The organism is Massilia haematophila (assembly GCF_042647645.1).
In the GTDB taxonomy this organism is placed as follows: Bacteria; Pseudomonadota; Gammaproteobacteria; order Burkholderiales; family Burkholderiaceae_D; genus Telluria; species Telluria haematophila.
Map to the genome: position 1 here is coordinate 2485807 of NZ_JBHRVV010000001.1, position 19622 is coordinate 2505428.

The window sequence follows — 19622 nt, forward strand, 5'->3', positions numbered from 1 at the left end:
CGGCTCAGGCTTTGTTGGTGATCAGGGTGGTGCCGGTGCGCTCGAGCGCGACGACGAAGGCATCGGCCAGCGTGGCCTTGGTGATCACGTCCTCCAGGTTCACGCCCAGGTGCACGATGGTCTGTGCGATCTGCGGACGGATGCCGCTGATGATGCAGTCGGCGCCCATCAGGCGCGCGGCGGCGATGGTCTTCATCAGGTGCTGGGCGACCAGGGTGTCGACGGTCGGCACGCCGGTGATGTCGATGATGGCGATGACGGCGCCGGTGTCGACGATCTTCTGCAGGATGTTTTCCATCACCACCTGGGTGCGGGCCGAGTCCAGGGTGCCGATCAGCGGCAGCGCCAGGATGCCGTTCCACAGCTTCACGACCGGGGTCGACAGCTCCAGCAGTTCCTGCTGCTGGCGCACGATGATCTGGTCCTTGGCCTTCTGGAACACTTCGATGGTGTACAGGCCCAGCTTGTCGAGCAGCGTGCTGATCGACCAGGAGGCGGCGGCCAGGATCTCGGGTTGGCCGGCGTAGGCGGCGGTCAGTTGCGAGAACACCGGCTGCTTCAGCGAGAACACGAAGGTCGCGGTCTCGCTCGGGGTCGAGCCGGTCTTGGCGCGGGTGGACGAGATCTCGGCCAGCAGGTCGCGCACCTCGTCCCAGGAACGGTGTTCGATGTTCTCCAGCTCGCCGCCACGGGTGGCGGTCGCGAAGGTGGCCAGGAACTGCTGGCAGTGGTCACGCAGTTGCTGTTTCGAGCTGGCGGTGCCGCGCACTGTCAGGGCTTCAAGCTGGGCAATCCATTGCGAGCCGATCTCGGCTTCGTGATCCTGGATAAGCTGGCTGATGCGGGCGGCGTTGTCCTTCGTGGTCATCTCTTCTTGTCCTCGGTCGGTTTTGGATGGTTCGGGTCGTGCGCGGAAGACTGGCGCACTGTTCCCATGATTGGAAAAATGACCAACTATAACATCTATTAACGATACTCTACGACACGGCAGAGTCGAGTATGCATACTAAACGTGGCATGGCTTGCGGTGCCGATGTAACAAAAAGCCATCAAGCCTCCGCGCAGCCGTATCGCACACAAGCATCCCCTCTTGATCCGGCCCAAGTTCATCTGGCCTTGGAGGCGCAACAATCGCGATTGCTTTCCAATCGTTCCTGACCGAAACCGGCGCAGCGAACCGCGAATGGAAGACGAAGCCAATGCAGATCGGCGTCGCCGGCGATCCCGGCTTGAAGGCACTACTATCCGGAACGGAAGGTGGAGAACTGATCTTGCCGCCGAGCTGGCAGGCAAGGCTCAGCTTTGGGAGTGTGACGACGATTCCGAGCCATAACATACGCGCAGGTGTAGCTTACTTGCTCATGCGTATGGCGTATTTCGAGCATAGAACAGTGCTCGCTGCCGACGCTTCAATGGTTGAGGCGGTCAAAGTAAGCCCTGGCGACAGCCTTGCGAAGCTCGCCAGGAAGCATGGAAGCACCCCTGAAATCCTGAAACAATTGAACAACGGGGTGTCGACACTACAAGTTGGGCAAACCCTTAAATTCCAGAAAGGCCGCCTTGAAAGGGTCATTATTGGCTGGCGTCCGATCTCGACCACGATGATCGCTCAGCGCTACAACGGCGGTGGCGACCCCAACTATGCCAGGAAGCTCGATCATGCCCTGACCTTGATAACGAAAGGTGGAAACGTTCAATGCGAATCCCACTAGCCATCGCGTTCGCCATCAACGTTTGTGCAGCCACCCCGGCAGCGGCTGGAGACACCGTGGGTCAGTCTGCCGCCCTGGAGCATTGCTCCGCTTACTCGCAGGCAGAGATTCGCACATGCCTGATGAGCCAAGCGCGTCAGAGTGAAGCAGCCGTCCGCAAAGCGGAATCGTCCGTTTTAACGGCAATTTTGACATGGGACGAGGATGAGAAATACATTACCAAAGCGAAGGACCAGCTTAACCTTTCAAAAAAGAGATTCGCGGAGTATCGAGACGCGCAATGTGCGTTCCATACCTCGCTCGGAGGCGGTGCCATCATGAACGGCCTGGAACAGCGCAGGCTGGCCTGCATCAGCGATCTCAACAACAATCAGGCCAGGCTGTATCTGGTCGAGGCTTCCACCCTGCCCTCCAGGAAATAGCAAGTTCAACGTCACGACTGGGTAATCCAATGGAAAAACCTGCCATTAGCGAAGACGACACCAAAGAAAAACGCCATGACGTGTACAAAAGCTTTACCTCCGGTGCGATATTTGGAATCCTCATCGCACTGCTCGTGCTGTTCGTAAAATCGATGTGACCCGAATTGCGCTGAAAAAAAAAAAACCGCCAGGCTCACGCACTGGCGGTTTTCGTTTGGAGCGGCACAAAGCCGCTGCTCAGATGCTTACTGCGCAGCAGCTTCCACCGGATCCGCAGCCTTCATCGACAGCTTCAGGCGGCCGCGCTCGTCGGTCTCGAGGACCTTCACGCGCACTTGCTGGCCTTCTTTCAGGTAGTCGGCCACGGCGTTGACGCGCTCGTTGGCGATCTGCGAGATGTGCAGCAGGCCGTCCTTGCCCGGCATCACTTGCACGATGGCGCCGAAGTCCAGCAGCTTGAGCACGGTGCCGTCGTAGGTCTTGCCCACTTCGACCGAGGCGGTCAGCTCTTCGATGCGGCGCTTGGCTTCCTGGCCGGCGGCAGCGTCGACGGAAGCGATGGTGACCACGCCTTCGTCGGTGATGTCGATCTGGGTGCCGGTCTCTTCGGTCAGCGCGCGGATGACGGCGCCGCCCTTGCCGATCACGTCACGGATCTTTTCCGGGTTGATCTTGATGGTGATCAGGCGCGGTGCGAAGTCCGACAGTTCGGTCTTCGTGGTCGGCATGGCTTTCTGCATCTCGGCCAGGATGTGCTGGCGGCCGTCCTTGGCTTGCGCCAGCGCGACCTGCATGATTTCCTTGGTGATGCCCTGGATCTTGATGTCCATCTGCAGCGCGGTGATGCCCTGCGCGGTGCCGGCGACCTTGAAGTCCATGTCGCCCAGGTGGTCTTCGTCACCCAGGATGTCGGTCAGGACGGCGAAGCGGCCGCCTTCCTTGATCAGGCCCATGGCGATGCCGGCGACGTGCGCCTTCATCGGCACGCCGGCATCCATCAGCGCCAGGCAGCCGCCGCAGACCGATGCCATCGACGAGGAACCGTTCGATTCGGTGATTTCCGACACCAGGCGCACCGAGTACGAGAACTCTTCCGGCGATGGCAGGGCAGCCACGAGTGCGCGCTTGGCCAGGCGGCCGTGGCCGATTTCGCGGCGCTTCGGGGTGCCCACACGGCCGGTTTCGCCGGTGGCGAACGGAGGCATGTTGTAGTGCATCATGAAGTCGTCGGTGTACTCGCCCATCAGCGCGTCGATCTTCTGGCTGTCGCGCGCGGTGCCCAGGGTGGCGATGACCAGGGCCTGGGTTTCGCCGCGGGTGAACAGGGCCGAGCCGTGGGTACGCGGCAGGACGCTGGTGCGGATCGAGATCGGACGCACGGTGCGGGTGTCGCGGCCGTCGATGCGCGGCTCGCCTTCCAGGATCTGGGAACGCACGACCTTGGCTTCCATGTCGAACAGGATGTTGCCGACTTCGGCGGCATCGGCTTCGACGCCCTGGGCAGCCAGGTCGGCCATGACTTCGCCCGACAGCGACTTCAGCTTTTGCTGGCGCAGGGTCTTTTCGCGGGTCTGGTAGGCGTCGCGGATCTTCGCGTCGGCCAGCTGGGCCACTTGTGCGATCAGGGTTTCGTTCTTGGCCGGGGCGGTCCACTCGACTTCCGGCTTGCCGCCTTCTTCGACCAGGGCATGGATGGCGTCGATGACGGCCTTCATCTGCTCGTGGCCGTAGACGACCGCGCCCAGCATGATTTCTTCCGACAGTTGCTGGGCTTCCGATTCGACCATCAGCACGGCGGTTTCGGTACCGGCCACGACCAGGTCCATCTGCGAGGTTTTCAGCTCGGTGGTGGTCGGGTTCAGGATGTACTGGCCATTCGCGTAGCCGACGCGCGCGGCGCCGATCGGGCCGCTGAACGGGATGCCGGACACGGCCAGGGCAGCCGAGGCGCCGATCATCGACGGGATGTCCGGATCGATCTCAGGGTTGACCGACAGCACGTGGATGATGACCTGGACTTCGTTCAGGTAGCCTTCCGGGAACAGCGGGCGGATCGGACGGTCGATCAGGCGCGAGGTCAGGGTCTCTTTTTCGGATGGACGGCCTTCGCGCTTGAAGAAACCGCCCGGGATTTTACCGGCAGCGTACGTTTTCTCGATGTAGTCGACGGTCAGGGGGAAGAAGTCCTGGCCCGGCTTCGCGTCTTTCTTTGCGACCACGGTTGCCAGCACGACGGTGTCTTCGACCGACACCACGACGGCGCCGGATGCCTGACGAGCGATCTCACCGGTCTCCAGGGTGACCGTGTGTTGGCCGTACTGGAAGGTTTTCGTAACTTTGTTAAACATGGGTAATCCCTTTCTATTTGCCGACAGATTTTCAGGAGCTGTCGTTCACCTCACCGCGGACGGCCTCAGAAACAGGCTAGTCGCCTCGCCGCCTTACTTCAAAACAACTAAACAACAAACGCTTAAAACAAAAAATGCCCGCGTCAGTGGAGACTGGCGCAGGCATTTCCTTGCTAAACCGTCTGACGCAAAAATTACTTACGCAGGCCGAGTTTGGCGATCAGGTCACGGTAACGGTTCAGGTCTTTACCCTTCAGGTAAGCCAGCAGGCTCTTACGACGGTTGACCATCATGATCAGGCCGCGGCGCGAGTGGTGGTCTTTCTGGTGGGCCTTGAAGTGGCCGTTCAGTTCGTTGATGCGTGCGGTCAGCAGTGCAACCTGGACTTCCGGCGAACCGGTGTCGTTCTGGCCACGTGCGTTGTCCGCGATGATCGCGGCTTTGTTGATGTTTTCTACGGTCATGATGTTACCTTTCACATGCGGTGCAAGAGTCGGAACCCAGCGCACCGTGGGATGTTCAAAAAAACTGCCCTTGCGGACAGACCCGCCAGTATATGCGAAAACGATTGGCGTCACCAGCATTTGCTGCGCCAAAGCTGGGGCATCATAGGGTTTTTCATGCCTTACGCGAGGTGCATGATGCACAAAATGATAAGAATTGCAACGATTTGGACCGCAATCGTGCTTGCCGGCTGCGCCGGCCCGGCCTTCATGCGCGGCGCACCCGCCGTCGGCGACCCGGTGGAAGCGGTCACCGCCAGGCTCGGCCAGCCGACCAACGTCTACCCCCTGCCCGACGGCAGCCGGGAACTCGAGTACGCGACCGGGCCGATGGGCCAGTTCACCTGGATGGCGCGCATCGGGCCGGACGGACGGCTGGTGTCGTACGAGCAGGTGCTGACCGGCGAGAAGTTCGCCACCATCCGGATCGACCAGGCCACCAAGGCGAACGTGCTGCGCACCATCGGCCGGCCGGCCGAAACCTCGCGCATCGCCATGCACGACTACGAGGTCTGGTCCTATCGCTACAAGGAATCGGGCGTGTGGAACTCGCTGATGCACGTGCATTTCGACGCCAACGGCGTCGTGCGCATGATGCAGAATGGGCCCGATCCCATGTTCGAGGTGCGCGACCGCTTTCCCTGGTAGATGAAGGAGACTGCGGCGCGCCGTGCACGCGCGCCTGCGGACGCGGATTAGCGCCGCTCGTCGAGCGGACCGTCGTCGGTCGGGATGATCGACACCTTCTTGCCCTTGGCGCGCTGCCAGACGAACACCGCGTAGCCGGACAGGCCGTAGATCACGAAGATCGGCCACAGCACCTTCGGCGGGTCGATCGCCACCAGGGCGAAGCCGAGCGCGATCAGGAACACGACGATGAATGGCACCGACTTGCGGAAGTTGACGTCCTTGAAGCTATAGAAAGGCACGTTCGATACCATGGTCAGGCCGGCGAACACGGCGATGCACCAGCTCACCCAGTCGACCTTGCGCGCGCTGATGTTGATGTCCGGGTCGGTCATCATCATGATGAAGCCGACCACCAGCGCCGCGGCCGCCGGGCTCGGCAAGCCCTGGAAGAAGCGCTTGTCGACCACTTCGATGTTGGTGTTGAAGCGGGCCAGGCGCAGGGCCGCGCCGGCGCAATAGACAAAGGCCGCGATCCAGCCGAGCTTGCCGAGGCCGCGCAGCGACCATTCGTAGATGACCAGGGCCGGCGCGGCGCCGAAGGAAACCATGTCGGACAGCGAGTCGTACTGGGCGCCGAACTCGGACTGGGTATTGGTCAGGCGCGCCACGCGCCCGTCCAGGCCGTCGAGCACCATGGCGATGAACACCGCCCAGCAGGCGTATTCGAAACGCTGGTTCATCGCCATCACGATCGCATAGAAACCGCAGAACAGGGCCCCGGTGGTGAAGGCGTTCGGCAGCAGGTAGATGCCGCGGCCGCGCTGCCCCTGTTTATCCTCGGCCCGGCGGCCGAAGCGCCTGAGGCGGGAGAATCGTGGCGCGCGCGGCGCCCCTCCGTTTTTTTTGCGTCGTGGGAAGGCTGGCATAGTGATCCGTATTCAAGTGCGCGCAAACAAAGCGCCGTTCCCCGCATTATAGAGGCGAGGACGGCATGTTAGCGAACGGATACGAATGGAAGCTGTCCGGCGCGCCAAGAATTTGCTTACTTGAACTTCACCTTGCCGACCAGACGCATCTGCAGGGTGGTCTCGCCCGGCTCGAAGCTGGGCTCGGGCATCTCGTCCGCCATGTCCTGCTTGGCGCGCGACATCATCATTGCCGCCGGCCGCGCCTGCTCCTGCACGTAGTTGCCGGAACCCTCGAAATCAACCGTATCGAGCACGGCCTCGGACGGCTGGCGGCCCATGGCGCGCGCGATCGAGGCGATGCGTTCGTTCAGGTTGCGGTAGGTAGCGGCGATGCGCTGGTCGTCCAGGCGCTTTTCCAGCTCCGGGCTCAGGCCGAAATTCACGCCATTGATCTGCAGGACCTTCTGGGCCGCGGCGGCGGTCTTCGGCAGCGCATCCAGGTTCTTGGTCTTGACTTCCAGGTACTGGCCGACGCGCCAGGCGATCGGCACCGGCTTGGTGGCCGCGCGGCTGGCCGGCTGCGGCATCGGCGGCACTTCCGGATAGACGGGATAAGTGTAATAGCCCATGGTCTTGAGCTCGGCCTGCGGATCGGCACGGCGCACGATCTCGGTGCCTTCCTTCATCTTGCGATTCACGCGCGCGGCGGCCGCCGCCTTGTCCTTGTCGTGCTCCTCGACGGCGAAGGTCATGACGGCCTGGTCGTTGGCATGCTTGACTTCGCCGTAGGCGGGAACCACGACCAGGGTGCCGCTGGTGGCGGGCGCGGCGGTGGCCGGGGCCTGGGCCTGGGCTTGCACTTGGAACGCCAGCACCAGGGCAGCGGCGACGAGGGATTTCGAAAGACTCATTGTTGTTCTCCAGTATGTATAACAAATGCGAGGGTCAGTTATACGATACCGGGACGATGACTTCTATCGTGATTTTGTAATGGAAACTTGCAACTGAACTAAACGGTAACAGTTGTCTCGAATTGTCGCGTCGTTGTTGGGAGACGGAAAAACGGGACGGTATCGTAGGGTGGGCACGCCGTGCCCACGCGTTACGGACGCATGCGTGCACCGATGACGGTGAAGCGTCGCTCGCGAACCTCGCATGGGCCACGAACGTGATGCCTCGGTTGCATACGAGGCATGCTGCGCGAGCGACATTCTTGGACCTCAGGTGCAAGGAGGCGCCCGTAACGCGTGGGCACAGGGTGCCCACCCTACGGGTGCCGTCACGGGCTGCCGCTTGGCCGCCCGGGCATTCAATCGACGATCAGTTCTTCGACTGATCCACCAGCTTGTTCTTCGCGATCCACGGCATCATCGCGCGCAGCTTGGCGCCGACTTCCTCGATCTGGTGCTCCGAGGTCAGGCGGCGGCGCGAGATCAGGGTCGGGGCGCCGGCCTTGTTCTCGAGGATGAAGCTCTTCGCGTATTCGCCGGTCTGGATGTCCTTCAGGCACTGGCGCATCGCTTCCTTGGTCTGCGCGGTCACGACGCGCGGGCCGGTGACGTACTCGCCGTATTCCGCGTTGTTCGAGATCGAGTAGTTCATGTTGGCGATGCCGCCTTCGTAGATCAGGTCGACGATCAGCTTCAGTTCGTGCAGGCACTCGAAGTAGGCCATTTCCGGCGCGTAGCCGGCTTCGACCAGGGTCTCGAAGCCGGCCTTGATCAGCTCGACGGTGCCGCCGCACAGCACGGCCTGCTCGCCGAACAGGTCGGTCTCGGTTTCTTCGCGGAAGTTGGTCTCGATGATGCCGGCGCGGCCGCCGCCGTTGGCCATGGCGTAGGACAGCGCGATGTCGCGCGCGGCGCCCGACTTGTCCTGGTAGACCGCGATCAGGTGCGGCACGCCGCCGCCCTGGCGGTAGGTGCCGCGCACGGTGTGGCCCGGGGCCTTCGGCGCGACCATGATGACGTCGAGGTCGGCGCGCGGCACGACCTGGCCGTAGTGGACATTGAAGCCATGGGCGAAGGCGAGGACTGCGCCCTGCTTCGCGTTCGGCTCGACGTTTTCCTTGTAGACCTGGGCGATGTTCTCGTCCGGCAGCAGGATCATGATGACGTCGGCATTCTTGACCGCCTCGTCGACCTCGGCCACCTTCAGGCCGGCCTGCTCGACCTTGCCCCAGGAAGCGCCGCCGCGGCGCAGGCCGACGGTGACGTTGACGCCCGATTCGGACAGGTTCTGGGCGTGGGCGTGGCCTTGCGAGCCGTAGCCGATGATGGCGACGTTCTTGCCTTTGATGAGGGAGAGGTCGCAGTCTTTGTCGTAGAAAACTTTCATGGTGTTGTCCTGTATTTTCAAGTTATTTGCTGGTGCCAGGTTAATGGCTGTTCATTTGTCAGGCAGGTGGCGGCTCATGCGTTACGCGTGGGCACGGGGTGCCCACCCTACGGACCTGTTTGTACGGCAGGCGGCGGATCAGGCGTTACGCGTGGGCAGTGGGGCTGGCTAAATGCCGGCACCACAAAGTGCCCACCTACGGATCGCGGCTTCGATCGGGCTGTTGGCCGGTCAGACCTTCAGGATCCTCTCGCCGCGGCCGATGCCCGAGCCGCCGGTGCGTACGGTCTCGAGGATGGACGTGCGGTCGATGGCGTCGATGAAGGCGTCGAGCTTGCTCTTGGCGCCGGTCAGTTCGATCGTGTAGGTCTTCTCCGTCACGTCGATGATGCGGCCGCGGAAGATGTCGGCGGTGCGCTTGATCTCTTCGCGCTCCTTGCCGACGGCCCTCACCTTGATGAGCATGAGCTCGCGCTCGATGTGCTGGCCCTCGCTCAGGTCGACCACCTTGACCACCTCGATCAGGCGGTTCAGGTGCTTGGTGATCTGCTCGATGATGTCGTCCGATCCCGTGGTGACGATGGTCATGCGCGAGAGCGTCGCGTCTTCGGTCGGCGCCACGGTCAGCGTTTCGATGTTGTAGCCGCGCGCCGAGAACAGGCCGACGACGCGCGAGAGTGCGCCTGCTTCGTTCTCGAGCAGGACCGAGATGATGTGTCTCATTTAGAGGTCCTCCGATCCGAGCAGCATTTCGGACAAGCCCTTGCCCGCCTTGACCATCGGCCAGACGTTCTCGGCCTGGTCGGTGATGAAGTTCATGAACACGAGACGATCCTTCATGCCGAAGGCGTCACGCAGTGCGCCCTCGACGTCGCCCGGCTTCTCGATGCGCATGCCGACGTGGCCATAGGCCTCGGCCAGCTTCTCGAAATCCGGCAGCGAATCCATGTAGGACTCGGAGTAGCGCGAACCATAGTCGATCTGCTGCCACTGGCGCACCATGCCCAGGAAGCGGTTGTTGAGCAGGATGATCTTCGGCGTCAGGCGGTACTGCTTGCAGGTGGCAAGCTCCTGGATGCACATCTGGATCGAGCCTTCGCCGGTCACGCAGGCGACCGTCGCGTCCGGATTGGCCATCTGCACGCCCATCGCGTAGGGCAAGCCCACGCCCATCGTGCCCAGGCCGCCGGAATTGATCCAGCGGCGCGGCTTGTCGAAGGGGTAGTACTGGGCGGCCCACATCTGGTGCTGGCCGACGTCGGAGGTGATGAAGGCATCGCCTTTCGTCACCTTCCACAGCTTCTCGATGACCGACTGCGGCTTGATGACGAGGTCGGAGTTCTCGTACTTCAGGCAGTCGCGCCCGCGCCATTCGTCGATCTGCTTCCACCAGTTGCGCAGGGCTTCCGGATTGCCGCGGGTATTGCCGGCAGCGTCGAGCTGGGCCAGGAATTCGGTCAGCACGTCCTTCACGTTGCCGACGATCGGAATGTCGACCTTCACCCGTTTCGAGATCGAGGACGGGTCGATGTCGATGTGGATGATCTTGCGCGGGTGGCTGGCGAAGTGCTTGGGGTTGCCGATCACGCGGTCGTCGAAACGGGCGCCGATCGCGATCAGGACGTCGCAGTGCTGCATCGCCATGTTCGCTTCATAGGTGCCGTGCATGCCGGGCATGCCGACGAAATGCTCGCTGCTGGCGCGCGAGCCGCCCAGGCCCATCAATGTGTTGGTGATCGGCGCGCCGAGACGGTCGGCCAGGCGGTTCAGTTCGGGCGAGGCATTTGCCAGGATCACGCCGCCGCCCGCATAGATCATCGGGCGCTCGGCGCCGGCCAGCAGCTGGACCGCCTTGCGGATCTGGCCGGCATGGCCCTTGTCGACCGGCTTGTACGAGCGCATCTCGATCTCGCGCGGATAGTCGAAGGCGCATTTGTTGACCGTGATGTCCTTCGGGATATCGACCAGCACGGGGCCGGGACGGCCGGTGCGGGCGATGTAGAAGGCCTTCTTGATGGTGCTGGCCAGTTCGCGCACGTCCTTGACCAGGAAGTTGTGCTTGACCACCGGACGCGTGATGCCGACCGTGTCGCATTCCTGGAAGGCATCCTGGCCGATCGCATGGCTCGGCACCTGGCCGGAGATGACGACCATCGGGATCGAATCCATGTAGGCGGTCGAGAGGCCGGTGACGGCATTGGTCACGCCCGGACCCGAGGTGACGATGGCGACGCCGACGGTGTTGGAGCTGCGCGAATAGGCGTCGGCCGCGTGCACGGCTGCCTGCTCGTGGCGGACCAGGACGTGCTGGAACTTGTCCTGGTTGAAGATGGCGTCGTAGATATACAGGACTGCGCCGCCGGGATAACCGAAGACGTGTTTGACACCTTCCTCGGCAAGACAACGGACGACGATTTCAGCACCCGTCAATGTGGGGGCTGAGGCTTCGTTATTCATGAATCGTTCCTTTCAAGACCCATAGGGAGATTGATCGGATGCTCGTTCCTAACGAAATGCGGTTTGCCCCACAGCGCTCCAGCTTCCCTTCTTTCTGCGCGCACGACGTTCGATCCGGGCATCGGCAGATACCCTTCATGACGGCGCTAAACGCAACTCGTTTGGCTGAGTGTCTGTAGCGGCTCGACGCATCTCTCGCGCTTGTGGCGCGGGTTGGAGCAAACTGCCTACAAATGAAAGCGTGTCAACACAGGAAGGCCTTGTGTGCCGGCCTGGCTGACCATGAAGCTTCGGGGGTGCAAAGCGTAAGGAACACCTTACTGCGTTGCACCATTTTGGTCAAGATAAAAAGAAAGGAATGATTCGCGGGGTGCGGGAGGCGCTTTGGCGGGCTCGGCGGTGCACCGGCGTGGTGCGGTGCAGGGGCATCGCGATGAACGGTGGGTTCGAGAACCCACCCTACGATGCGCGGCGTTTTGATTTTGTAGGGTGGACACCTGTGTCCACGCGGTCGTACGTATGCAGACCACGGTCGTAGGGTGGGTTCTCGAACCCACCGTGACGTAGCGCACCCTTAGCGCTGCATCCCCCACCGCCTCACCGTCACCCGCTCGAGCGTCTGGAACACGATATGTTCGACCGCCAGCCCGATCAGGATCACCGCCGCCAGCCCCGCAAACACTTTGTCCGTGAACAGCTCGTTGCGGCTCTGGAAGATGAACCAGCCGAGCCCGCCCTGCCCCGAGGTCGTGCCGAACACCAGCTCGGCGGCGATCAGGGTGCGCCAGGCAAACGCCCAGGCGATCTTCAGGCCCGACAGGATGGCCGGCAGCGCCGCCGGGACCAGGATCTGCAGCACCAGGCGCAGGCCTTTCAAGCCGTAGTTGCGCCCGGCCATGCGCAGCGTCTCGGGCACGGCCCGGAAACCGGCGCAGGCGTTCAGCGTCAGGGGCCACATCACGGAATGCATCAGCACCATGATCAGGCTGCCCTTGCCCAGGCCGAACCACAGCAGGGCCAGCGGCAGCAAGGCGATCGCCGGCAGCGGGTTGAACATCGAGGTCAGGGTGTCGATGAGTTCGCGCCCGAGCCGGTTCGACACCGCCAGCCAGGTCAGCAGGAAGGCGCCGAGAATGCCGGCCAGGTAGCCCTGGGTCAGCACGGCGAACGAGACGGCCACGTAGCCGAACAGTTCGCCGGTGGCGATGCCGTCGATGAGCGCCCTGCCCGTCGCCAGGGCCGTCGGCAGCAGCAGCTCGTTGTCGTACCAGCGCGCCAGCGCTTCCCAGAGCAGGGCCAGCACCAGCAACAAGGCCGCCTTGCGCAGCCAGGCGAGCTCGCCGAAGGCAAACCAGCGAGGACCGGCTGCGGCCTGCATCGATGCGCCCAGCGGGGCAGCACCCAAGATGGGCGTCGCCAGGGCGAGTTCGTACTCGGGACGGATGGGTGGTTCGCGGAAGGCTGTCATGGATGGGCGGCGTAGCCGGGAGCGGTGGAAGGAATGCCGGACGCCGCAACGGCGGCTGCGCCGAACAGCAGGCGGTGGATGCGTTCGTTCGCGGCCTGGAATTCAGGGCTGCCGGCGCTGCCCAGGTCGAACTGGTGGCTGTTGAGTTCCGCGCGCACGCGGCCCGGGTGCGGGCTGAGCAGCAGGATGCGGTTGCCGACCACCAGCGCTTCCTCGATCGAATGGGTCACGAACAGCATGGTGAAACCGATCTCTTGCCATAGCGCCTGCAGTTCTTCCTGCATCTTGCGCCGGGTGAGCGCATCGAGCGCGGCGAAGGGTTCGTCCATCAGCAGGATCTCGGGCTGCATGGCCAGCGCCCGTGCGATCGCTACGCGCGCCTTCATGCCGCCCGAGAGCGTGTGCGGATAGGCGTCGCCGAAGCGCGCCAGGCCGACCTTGCCGAGCCAGTGGCGCGCGCGCTCGCGCGCCTCTTTCTTGCCTGTGCCGCCCGCCAGCATCGGGAACATCACGTTCGCCTCCACCGTCTTCCACGGCGGCAGCTGGTCGAATTCCTGGAACACGACGATGCGGTCCGGTCCCGGCCCGGTGACGGGCTTGCCGCACAGGCGCAGGCTGCCCGCGCGCGGGGCGACGAAGCCGGCGACCGCCTTCAACAGCGTCGACTTGCCGCAGCCCGAAGGCCCGAGCAGCACGAAGCGGTCGCCGCGGTGCACCTCGAAACTCACGTCCTCGGTGGCGCGCACCACGCCGCGCTCGGTCGGGTAGTCGATGGTAACGTGCTCGGCCCGCAACAGCGGTCCATGCGGCACGACCTGCAGGGTCGGCATTGTCATGTCAGCTCCCCGAAGCGAGCGCCGGATGCGCGAAGAAGTAATCGCGCCAGCTCGCCGGCTTCTTGCGGATCGCGCCGACCTGGTGCAGGAACTGCGCCAGGCCCAGCGTATTCTGCGGCGCCACCTTGAACTGCACCTTCGGATCCTTCAGGACCTTCACCAGCAGCGCGCGGTCGATGCTGTTCCTGTTCACGCGCAGGTAGGCGTCGGCGGCGGCTTCCGGGTTGCTGGAAGCGAGCTGCGCGGCCTCGACCAGCGCGTCGAGGAAGGCGCGGTAGGTCTTCGGGTTCTCCCTGACCCACTTCTCGGTGGCATACAGCACCGTGGCCGAGCTCGGGCCGCCCAGCACCTCGTAGGAATCGAGCACGACCTTCGCGTTCGGATTGCCGGCCAGTTCCTGGTCCTGGAAAGGCGGATTGCCGAAGTGGGCGTTGATCTCGGTCTTGCCGGCGATGACGGCGGCGGTGGCGTCCGGGTGCGGCACGGCCTGGGTCAGCGGGTCGAGCTTGCGGAACTGGGCCGCGCCCCACTGCTTCGCCGCCGCCATCTGCAGGATGCGCGCCTGCACCGAGACGGTGACGGCGGGCAGCGCGATGCGGTCCTTGGGACCGAAGTCGGCGATCGACTTGACCGCGGGATTGGTGCTGACCAGGTAATACGGGAAGTTGCCGAGCGAGGCCACGGCGCGCACGTTCTGCTTGCCGGCGGTGCGGTCCCAGACGGTGAACAGCGGTCCCAGGCCGGCGCCGACCACGTCGACCGAATTCGACAGCAGCGCATCGTTGCCGGCTGCGCCGCCCGACAGCCTGATCCAGTCGACATCGATGTCGACGCCCTGCTTCCTGCCGTGCTTTTCGATGAGTTTCTGGTCCTGGGCGACGTTGAGCAGCAGGTAAACCACGCCGAACTGCTCGGCGATGCGGATCTTGCCTTCGGCATGGGCCGGCACGGCGGCGGCCAGGGCGAGCGCGGCCAGGCCGGCGGCGACTTTGGAAAAACGGAACATGGGTTCTCCGGGGTGGTTTGCTTTAGAGCGCTTAACAAGACCTTTAGGGCAAGGGATACGGCCGCCGGCGCATCGGCGAAGACAGTACGCGGGTACGGCGAGACGATGCAACGCAGCCATGGAGGTTTTGTTAGGCGCTCTTTAAAATGGGACATCGCCTGCGATCGTCGTGCGGTACAGCTTGCGGCGCTGGTCCGGCGGGCAGCCGGCCGCCAGGTGCAGCAGCGAGCGGTTATCCCAGAACACCATGTCGTGCGGCTTCCATTGGTGGCGGTAGATGAATGCCGGCTTGACGCTGTGCGCGAACAGCGCGGCCAGCAGTGCGCGGCTGCGGTCTTCCGGAATGTCGACGATGCGCGTCGTGAAGTGTTCGCTGACAAACAGCGCGCGGCGCCCGGTTTCCGGATGGGTGCGCACCACCGGGTGGCGCACCGGCACCACCTCGTCGATCTGGGCCTGGGTCAGCGCGGGACGCCAGGGATTCAGTTTGCGCAGGTCTTCGTAGCGCGCCAGGTAGCTGTGCTCGGCCTGAGCGTGTTCGACTTCGCGCTTGAGCCAGCCCGGCAGCGTATCCCAGGCCAGGTGCTGGTTGGCGAACAGCGTGTCGCCGCCGTCGGGCGGCAACTCCTGGGCGTGCAGCATCGAGCCCAGGCTCGGCACGGCCTTGTACGACAGGTCGGAATGCCACAGGTGGCCGGCGTCGCCCAGGCCGATCGGTTCGCCGTTCTCGCGGATGTTCGAGATCACCAGCACTTCCGGATGCTCCGCCAGCTGGAACTGGCGCAGCACGTGGATCTGCAGTTCGCCGAAGCGCCGGCTGAATTCGACCTGCTGGGCCGGCGTGATGCGGGTATCGCGAAAGACCAGCACATGGTGGTCGAGATGGGCGCGGTGCACGCGCGCCAGGTCGAAGGTGGACAGGGGGCGTGCGAGGTCGAGGCCGAGGACCTCGGCGCCGAGCGGCGCGTTCAGGGGCCGGATGTCGAAATCCTGGCGGGAGACGGTATCGAGTGGCATGGCGGTCAAGATGAGTAGCGGTATGAATGAGCGTGCAATTCAGCTTAGCCATGCCCTGTTGAGGCGACAACGAATCATTTCGACTATCCTCATGCAGTTTTTGAAAGCGCCGCGGCCGTCCAGGCGGCGTAACTGAGCAATTCCGGTGCATGGCCGGTGGTTTTTTGCTAGGATTCGTCAGTTTTCCAATAAGCACGAGCTACGTACTCGGAGCGCATCACCCCCTCTCATCCGCATGGCGACAGACAAAGAACTCAACGACTTCCTCGAGAATGTCGAACGGCGCGCGTTCAAGCAGGCCGTGTATGCGGTGCGCAAGGACGAGGCGGCGCTCGATATCGTGCAGGATGCGATGATCAAGCTCGCCGAAAAATACGGCGACAAGCCGGTTGCCGAACTGCCGATGCTGTTCCAGCGCATCCTGCAGAACACCATTCTCGACTATTTCCGCCGCGAGAAGGTCCGCAACACCTGGGTCAGCCTGTTCTCGGGCTTCGGCCGGAAGGACGAGGACGATGAGGACTTTGATATACTCGCCTCGTACGAGGCGGAGGAAGGTTCGGCGGCGGCGGAATCGAGCCTGGACCAGGTCGAGCGGGCCCAGACTTTGCGCCTGATCGAAGCGGAGATACAAAAACTCCCGGCGCGTCAACGCGAAGCCTTCCTTATGCGTTACTGGCAGGATATGGACGTGGCCGAAACGGCTGAGGCGATGGGCTGTTCCGAGGGCAGCGTCAAAACGCATTGTTCGCGCGCGACCCACGCGCTTGCCGATGCCCTGCGGGCCAAGGGAATTAAACTATGAATACCGACGACATCAACCTGGCGTACAAGGTGCGCCACGCCCTGAACGAGAACCTCGACGCGCTGCCCGCTTCCACCACCGAGCGCCTGGCCGCCGCGCGCGCCCTGGCGCTGTCGCGCAAGAAGCCCGACGCCTTGCCCGTCGCGCTGGCCGCGCCGGCGAAGCAGGATTGGCGCCGTAGCTGGTTCGATGTCGACACCCTGTTCTCCGGCGCCGGCCTGGGACGCCTCGCCGTCGCGGTACCGATGCTGGCGCTGGTCGTCGGCCTGGGCGGCGTCTACCAGTACCAGCAACAGCAGCAGATCGCCGAACTGGCCGAGCTCGACGCCGCCGTGCTGGCCGACGAGCTGCCGCTGACCGCCTATCTCGACCAAGGTTTCAACGCCTATCTGGAGTCGCAACAGCGCCACCAATGACGAAACGCGATTCCAAACCCCGCCGCGCCTGGCTCGCAGTCGCGGCGGTGGTGGTGGCCGGACTGGCGGCCTGGGCCATTTCTCAGCGTTGGGGCATCGGCGATCCGGATTCCGGACTCGCCCCCGCCGTCGCGACCTCCGCACAAGCCGGCGCCGCTGGCGCCAGGAACCTCGACAAGCCGCTCTGGCGCGATCTCACGCACGCCCAGCAGCTCGCGCTCGCGCCGCTCCAGCCCGAATGGGATGCGATGGACGGCGTGCGCAAGCGCAAATGGCTCGAGATGTCGCGCCGCTTCGCCTCGATGAATCCGGAAGAGCAACGGCGCGTGCACGACCGCATGCGCCAGTGGATCCGCCTGACGCCGGAAGAACGCAGTCTCGCACGCGAGAACTACAGCAAGGTGCGCAAGCTGGCGCCGGGCGAAAAGGCCGCGACCTGGGAAAGCTACAAGCAGCTGCCGGCCGCGCAGAAGCGGCGCCTGGAGCAGAGCGCCAGGCGCAAGAACGCCCCGGCCGCCATTGCTTCGGAACCGACGATCGTGGCGCCCACGCCCTGCCCGTCCGGCACCACGCGCCGCGGCGCTTCCTGCATCTCGCTGCATCCGCCGGGCACGCTGCCGAACACGCCGGCGCTCACCCAGCCGGCCCCGGCCCCTGCCGCACCCGGCATGCCGCCCGGGGCTGCACCCGGGAGTGCGCCGGGCGCCGCACCGGCCGCGCCGGCTCCGGCGGCGCCAGTCGCGCCCGCGGAACCCGCCCCGAGCGCGCCCGCCGCCGGCGCCCAACCCACGGTCACTCCAGGCGTATCGAATGCAAACGGCTGAATCTTCCGCAGCAGCTCCCGCAGCCCATCCCGTGATCGGCACGCCGACGGTCAAGCGGCGCCTCATCGCGATGGCCTACGAGGCCTTCCTCCTCACCGCCGTCGAGGCGCTCGCCGTCTTCGTGTTCATCTTCGCCACCGGCAACCGCCAGGAGGCCGGCTACCGTGCCGCCCTGATGGCCTTCCTGTTCCTGGTGACGGGCGCCTATTTCGTCCACGCCTGGAGCGGCAGCGGCTTCACGCTGGCGATGAAGACCTGGCGCATCAAGGTGGTCAAGGTCGGCCACGCGAAGGTGCCCTTCAGGAATGCCGCGATCCGCTACCTGCTGGCCTGGGGCTGGTTCGCCCCGGCGCTCGCGGTGGGCGCCCTGCTCGACCTGCACCATGCGAAGGAATGGGCGGTCGCCCTAGGGATCGGCCTGGTGGCCTGGGCGCTCACCGCCTTCCTCGACAAGGACCGGCAGTTCCTGCACGACCGGATCGCGGGGACGCGCTTGATTGCGCTGCCGAAGAAGCAAGCTGTTCAGGCCAGGGCGAAGTAGCCGATCAACAGCGGCATGCTCGCCATCGCGCACAGGACGCCCGCCAGCGAGGTCTCGTAGCGGCGCCTGAGCACCCGGCTCCAGGACCGCAGCGCGATACGCTCGTACCAGTTGGCCTGCCATTGGGTCAGCGCATACAACTGCAGCGCGATCGCGCCTGCCAGCAGGGCGCCGGGCTCGCGCTGGAAGGCGAGGACGACCGCCGCCACCAGCAGGCAAAACGACGCAGCTTTGCATTGCGTTTTCATTCTCGGTTCCGCTCGCTTCAACATGCCACGCCGACCGCTCCGGTTGAGTCAGACCACCCTTCGCGCAGCCGAGCCAGGCATCAATGTCGACAGGAAGAACAGGCTCTACAGCATTGATCGACGTTAATTCATCCGCTGACAGGCGTCCATTTCTTTTGCGCTAGGCACTGAGGCAAATCAAAGTGCGAACCGGGATGTTCGGCAAGCGCATTGCCCTCCTCGCTCTCACTCCCCGCAGCATTTCGTTTCGATCGACGCTTGCTTGCCTGGCGGCTTAGTGGCGGGCCCATCGGTGGCACCCGTCCCCGCCGAGCGCAACCGGTACCAAGCCAGGCCGAGCAGTTCATACATCGCATAGCGCGCGCGGCGCACGCCCTCCGGACTGGGAATCCAGGCGCCGAACCCCTGCGACTGCCTGCCGAAGAACATGGTCGGCGCCGCGACGACGTCCATGCCCGCGCGCTCGAAGGCGGCGCAGGAGCGCGGCATGTGCATGGCGTCGGTCACGAGCAGGATGCGATGGATGCCGTCGGCGCGCAGCATGGCCGCGCTGTAGGCCGCGTTCTCGCCGGTATCGCGCGAGCGCGGCTCGATCCATTTCACCGGCACGCCGAAATCCTCGCGCAGCGCCACGGCCATGGCATGGGCTTTCGAATAGGCGCGATCGTCAGGGGCCGGATCGATGCCGCTGGCGCCGTTGCCGCCGCTGACCAGGATCGGCAGGCCGGTGCGCCGCTGCAGGTGGGCCGCATAGCGCACGCGGCCGAGGGCGACATAATCCGGAATGTCGAGGCCACCGTATTCGGGCGCGTGGCGCAGCCGGCCCGAGGCGAGCACCACAATCGCCTCGGCGCCGGCCTGTTCGGGCGCTGCGAGCGGCGCGGTCATCGCTTCCAGCGGCGCCACGAAGAAGCGCGCGCCCGCGGTGCTGGAGAGGAGGAACAGCGCCGCCAGGCCGGTGCCGGCGATGCTGCGTCCAAGCCGCGGCCAGCGGCGCCAGAGCAGCAGGCCGGCAAGCATCACCAGGAAGAGATTGGCGGGCGGGAGGATCAGGTCACGCGGGACCAGGTTGATCAGGTCAAGCAGGGGTTGGATGCTCATGCGGCGCGGGATTGAATGGACGACAAGCATTATCGCCCATGCC

Annotated in this window: 22 protein-coding genes; 8 read left to right on the forward strand and 14 right to left on the reverse strand. The window is 64.2% G+C overall.

The annotated features are described in order from the left end of the window. Window positions 1-4: 4 nt before the first annotated feature. Window positions 5-868 (reverse strand): STAS domain-containing protein, encoded by an 864-nt coding sequence (locus ACFOPH_RS11045; protein WP_379735248.1) that lies wholly within the window; start codon window positions 866-868, stop codon window positions 5-7. 331 nt (window positions 869-1199) lie between these two features. Between ACFOPH_RS11045 and ACFOPH_RS11050 the strand changes: the two genes are divergently transcribed. From ACFOPH_RS11050 to ACFOPH_RS11060, 3 genes are read left to right on the forward strand one after another with little or no spacing between them, the layout of a single operon-like run. Beyond that, on the forward strand, window positions 1200-1712 hold the full coding sequence (locus tag ACFOPH_RS11050) for a LysM peptidoglycan-binding domain-containing protein (protein ID WP_379735250.1): 513 nt from the start codon (window positions 1200-1202) through the stop codon (window positions 1710-1712). 56 nt (window positions 1713-1768) lie between these two features. Next, on the forward strand, window positions 1769-2134 hold the full coding sequence (locus ACFOPH_RS11055) for a lysozyme inhibitor LprI family protein (RefSeq protein ID WP_379735252.1): 366 nt from the start codon (window positions 1769-1771) through the stop codon (window positions 2132-2134). A 29-nt stretch (window positions 2135-2163) separates the two neighbouring features. Further along, entirely contained in the window at window positions 2164-2292 is a 129-nt protein-coding gene (locus ACFOPH_RS11060; protein ID WP_312550811.1) for a hypothetical protein, read from the forward strand. A gap of 87 nt (window positions 2293-2379) precedes the next feature. Here ACFOPH_RS11060 and pnp read toward each other — a convergent pair whose 3' ends face one another. Together pnp and rpsO are read right to left on the reverse strand one after the other, a co-directional pair. Beyond that, entirely contained in the window at window positions 2380-4482 is a 2103-nt protein-coding gene (gene pnp / locus ACFOPH_RS11065) for a polyribonucleotide nucleotidyltransferase (RefSeq protein WP_312550812.1), read from the reverse strand. A 194-nt stretch (window positions 4483-4676) separates the two neighbouring features. Further along, complete coding sequence (rpsO, locus tag ACFOPH_RS11070; protein WP_379735255.1) at window positions 4677-4946, reverse strand: 30S ribosomal protein S15; 270 nt, start codon at window positions 4944-4946, stop codon at window positions 4677-4679. Between the two features lie 219 nt (window positions 4947-5165). Here rpsO and ACFOPH_RS11075 point away from each other — a divergent pair, with 219 nt between their 5' ends. Then, window positions 5166-5633, forward strand: a complete 468-nt coding sequence (locus ACFOPH_RS11075) for a hypothetical protein (RefSeq protein WP_379735257.1) — start codon at window positions 5166-5168, stop codon at window positions 5631-5633. A gap of 47 nt (window positions 5634-5680) precedes the next feature. On the opposite strand, the gene pssA is transcribed toward ACFOPH_RS11075, so the two are convergent. From pssA to ACFOPH_RS11120, 9 genes are all read right to left on the reverse strand, one after another. Further along, window positions 5681-6541: a CDP-diacylglycerol--serine O-phosphatidyltransferase gene (gene pssA / locus ACFOPH_RS11080; RefSeq protein ID WP_312550815.1), complete on the reverse strand. Its 861-nt coding sequence runs from the start codon at window positions 6539-6541 to the stop codon at window positions 5681-5683. A gap of 116 nt (window positions 6542-6657) precedes the next feature. Next, a complete protein-coding gene (locus ACFOPH_RS11085) occupies window positions 6658-7434 on the reverse strand; it encodes an SIMPL domain-containing protein (protein WP_379735260.1) in 777 nt (258 codons plus the stop codon). 409 nt (window positions 7435-7843) lie between these two features. Then, window positions 7844-8860: a ketol-acid reductoisomerase gene (gene ilvC / locus ACFOPH_RS11090; RefSeq protein WP_312550819.1), complete on the reverse strand. Its 1017-nt coding sequence runs from the start codon at window positions 8858-8860 to the stop codon at window positions 7844-7846. A gap of 231 nt (window positions 8861-9091) precedes the next feature. After that, complete coding sequence (ilvN, locus tag ACFOPH_RS11095; RefSeq protein ID WP_312550821.1) at window positions 9092-9583, reverse strand: acetolactate synthase small subunit; 492 nt, start codon at window positions 9581-9583, stop codon at window positions 9092-9094. After that, complete coding sequence (locus ACFOPH_RS11100) at window positions 9584-11317, reverse strand: acetolactate synthase 3 catalytic subunit (protein WP_312550823.1); 1734 nt, start codon at window positions 11315-11317, stop codon at window positions 9584-9586. Between the two features lie 574 nt (window positions 11318-11891). Then, complete coding sequence (locus ACFOPH_RS11105; protein WP_312550825.1) at window positions 11892-12785, reverse strand: ABC transporter permease; 894 nt, start codon at window positions 12783-12785, stop codon at window positions 11892-11894. Next, complete coding sequence (locus ACFOPH_RS11110) at window positions 12782-13615, reverse strand: ABC transporter ATP-binding protein (RefSeq protein ID WP_379737910.1); 834 nt, start codon at window positions 13613-13615, stop codon at window positions 12782-12784. Before ACFOPH_RS11110 ends, ACFOPH_RS11105 begins: the two co-directional genes overlap by 4 nt. Window positions 13616-13622: 7 nt before the next feature. Continuing rightward, window positions 13623-14627, reverse strand: a complete 1005-nt coding sequence (locus tag ACFOPH_RS11115; RefSeq protein ID WP_379735262.1) for an ABC transporter substrate-binding protein — start codon at window positions 14625-14627, stop codon at window positions 13623-13625. 141 nt (window positions 14628-14768) lie between these two features. After that, on the reverse strand, window positions 14769-15644 hold the full coding sequence (locus ACFOPH_RS11120) for a TauD/TfdA dioxygenase family protein (protein WP_379735264.1): 876 nt from the start codon (window positions 15642-15644) through the stop codon (window positions 14769-14771). A gap of 235 nt (window positions 15645-15879) precedes the next feature. Here ACFOPH_RS11120 and ACFOPH_RS11125 point away from each other — a divergent pair, with 235 nt between their 5' ends. The 4 genes from ACFOPH_RS11125 to ACFOPH_RS11140 are packed head-to-tail and all read left to right on the forward strand — an operon-like array spanning window position 15880 to window position 18230. Then, window positions 15880-16449, forward strand: a complete 570-nt coding sequence (locus ACFOPH_RS11125; RefSeq protein WP_312550830.1) for an RNA polymerase sigma factor — start codon at window positions 15880-15882, stop codon at window positions 16447-16449. Then, window positions 16446-16865 carry a DUF3619 family protein gene (locus ACFOPH_RS11130; RefSeq protein ID WP_312550832.1) on the forward strand — a complete coding sequence of 140 codons (420 nt, stop codon included), beginning with the start codon at window positions 16446-16448 and terminating at the stop codon, window positions 16863-16865. The genes ACFOPH_RS11125 and ACFOPH_RS11130 overlap by 4 nt, the downstream gene beginning before the upstream one ends. Further along, window positions 16862-17689, forward strand: coding sequence for a DUF3106 domain-containing protein (locus ACFOPH_RS11135; protein ID WP_379735267.1), 828 nt, complete (start codon window positions 16862-16864; stop codon window positions 17687-17689). The genes ACFOPH_RS11130 and ACFOPH_RS11135 overlap by 4 nt, the downstream gene beginning before the upstream one ends. After that, complete coding sequence (locus ACFOPH_RS11140; protein ID WP_379735269.1) at window positions 17676-18230, forward strand: RDD family protein; 555 nt, start codon at window positions 17676-17678, stop codon at window positions 18228-18230. Before ACFOPH_RS11135 ends, ACFOPH_RS11140 begins: the two co-directional genes overlap by 14 nt. Here the strand turns inward: ACFOPH_RS11140 and ACFOPH_RS11145 are convergent. Further along, window positions 18212-18478: a hypothetical protein gene (locus tag ACFOPH_RS11145; RefSeq protein ID WP_312550524.1), complete on the reverse strand. Its 267-nt coding sequence runs from the start codon at window positions 18476-18478 to the stop codon at window positions 18212-18214. The genes ACFOPH_RS11140 and ACFOPH_RS11145 overlap by 19 nt on opposite strands. 225 nt (window positions 18479-18703) lie before the next feature. Then, complete coding sequence (locus ACFOPH_RS11150) at window positions 18704-19579, reverse strand: YdcF family protein (RefSeq protein WP_379735271.1); 876 nt, start codon at window positions 19577-19579, stop codon at window positions 18704-18706. Window positions 19580-19622 lie beyond the last annotated feature (43 nt).